Annotated in this window: 2 protein-coding genes; one reads left to right on the forward strand and one right to left on the reverse strand. The window is 62.2% G+C overall.

Annotation, left to right across the window (positions count from 1 at the left end; all coding sequences use genetic code 11):
• Nucleotides 1–70: 70 nt before the first annotated feature.
• The gene (locus tag EOA85_RS33400) at nt 71–778 is read right to left on the reverse strand and encodes a DUF2259 domain-containing protein (protein ID WP_127212553.1); all 708 of its coding nucleotides are present in this window, start codon (nt 776–778) and stop codon (nt 71–73) included.
• 243 nt (nt 779–1,021) lie between these two features.
• Here EOA85_RS33400 and EOA85_RS33405 point away from each other — a divergent pair.
• Nucleotides 1,022–2,179 (forward strand): AMP-binding protein (locus EOA85_RS33405; protein WP_164760068.1); only part of this gene is annotated, 1,158 nt, incomplete at its 3' end.

Raw genomic sequence — 2,179 nt, forward strand, 5'->3', positions numbered from 1 at the left:
CCGGCGGTGTCGGCCTCATGCTCGCGGCGCTGCCGCTTTAGAACCATATTTGAGCGCAAGCAGGCGTTTTTCAACGCAGCTGGCCAGTCACGGCGATAAAGCGGCGGTCCAGTCCTTCAAATCCCTGGCTGAAGCGTTGCACGAGCACGGCAAGCACTGCCGGTTTGCCGTCCGGGGTGAATGCATAGGATTCCGACAGGCTGTAGGAGGTCGGGCAATTCCTCGAGGCGGGCACGGTCTTGTCCTCATGCAGCAGTTGGAACGGCTTGCCATCCTGTGCCTGCAGCGTCAGGCGGAAACCGAACGCCTTGCCGGCCGTGGCGCCCTTGCTGCTCGTCGAAACTCGACGAGCAATCCATCGTGCTGTCGGCAAGTATCTGGTGGAGCTGGATGATCGAGATGCCGAGCTCGTCATAGGTCGGCGAAAGCCATTTCTGCGAGACCTGGTCGAGGCGCGCAATGTCTTGGTAAGCGACCATGTCGTCCGGAAAGCTGAACCTGTCAAAGGCCGTCCGCTCGCCGCGCGCCGCTGGCATATTGGGCGAGGATCGGCGCCGCCTGCGCGGCAGCCTGTGCCCTCGCCTGATCGAGAGTGAGCGTCGGTTTCGTCGACGATGCGGATCGGCTTACCACCGACGAACTCATCGGTGCGGGTGTCGATGATTTCGATCTCCGACCAGCCCGAATTCGAAGCACCGGCGTCGAGCGTGCCGTACTGTTCGAAGGCGAAGTAGGTACCGTCCGGCGAAAAGCCGATAAATGCGCCGTGCCGCCGCATCGCCGGCCTGAGCGGCGGAAGCGACCATCGAGAGCATCGCCGCCAATACGGCAGATCCAACCTTACATCGCAAGTTCATTGCGCCTTGTCCCCAATTATGACCCCACACCCCAATTATGACCCGAGACCATCGTGCCGGGTATTTGCGACCAAGGCGAGAACGCCAAAAGACGAAATTGCATATGCTTGCAAAAACAGCATACGCTATTCAAAGACAGCAGACATTCCTGGGGAGGAAGCCGGATGGCGTCACGCTACCACGAGGTCTATGACGGCTGGAAACGCGACCCGGAAAAATTCTGGGCGAATGCGGCCAAAGCCATCGACTGGTTCACACCGTTCGACACGGTCTTCGATCCGAATGCCGGCGTCTATGGGCGCTGGTTTGGCGGCGCCTCCTGCAACACCTGCTTCAACGCCGTCGACCGCCACGTGACGGGTGGCCGCGCCGATCAGATCGCGCTGATCCATGACAGCGCGATTTCCGGCACGATCAGGAAATTCACCTATGCCGAACTGAAACGCGAGGTGGTCGCGCTGACGTCGGTGCTGAAGAACCGCGGCGTCCAGAAAGGCGATCGGGTCATCATCTATATGCCGATGGTGCCGGAAGCGGCGTTTGCCATGCTTGCCTGCGCCCGCATCGGCGCCGTGCATTCGGTCGTCTTCGGCGGCTTTGCCTCGCACGAGCTCGCCACGCGCATCGACGATGCCAGGCCGAAGCTGATCATTTCCGCCTCTTGCGGCCTGGAACCCGGGCGCGTCGTCGCCTACAAGCCGCTGCTCGACAAGGCGATCGAGATGTCGCGGCACAAGCCCGAGGCCTGCCTCATCCTCCAGCGCGACCAGCTGCGCTGCGAGCTCAAGGAAAACCACGACATCGACTATGCCGACGCCGTCGCCCGCGAGCGGGCCGCAGGCGCCAATGTCGACTGCGTTCCAGTGCTCGCCACCGATCCGCTCTACATCATCTACACGTCCGGAACGACCGGCCAGCCCAAAGGCATCGTGCGCGACAATGGCGGCCACATGGTTGCGCTGAAATGGTCGATGGAGAACGAATTCGGCGTCAAGCCGGGCGAGGTGTTCTGGGCGGCTTCCGATGTCGGCTGGGTGGTCGGCCATTCCTACATCGTCTACGGCCCGCTGCTGCATGGCTGCACGACCGTCATGTTCGAAGGCAAGCCGGTCGGCACGCCCGACGCCGGCACCTACTGGCGGGTGATCGCGGAGCATGGCGTCGTCGCGCTGTTTACCGCGCCGACCGCCTTCCGCGCCATCAAGGGACAGGATCCCAAGGGCGAATTCGTCCCGAAATACGACCTGTCGAAATTCCGCACGCTGTTCCTCGCCGGCGAGCGCGCCGATCCGGAAACCATCAAATGGGCGGAGCAGAAACTG

The sequence above is a fragment of the Mesorhizobium sp. M5C.F.Ca.IN.020.29.1.1 genome (assembly GCF_003997375.1).
Lineage (GTDB): Bacteria > Pseudomonadota > Alphaproteobacteria > Rhizobiales > Rhizobiaceae > Mesorhizobium > Mesorhizobium wenxiniae.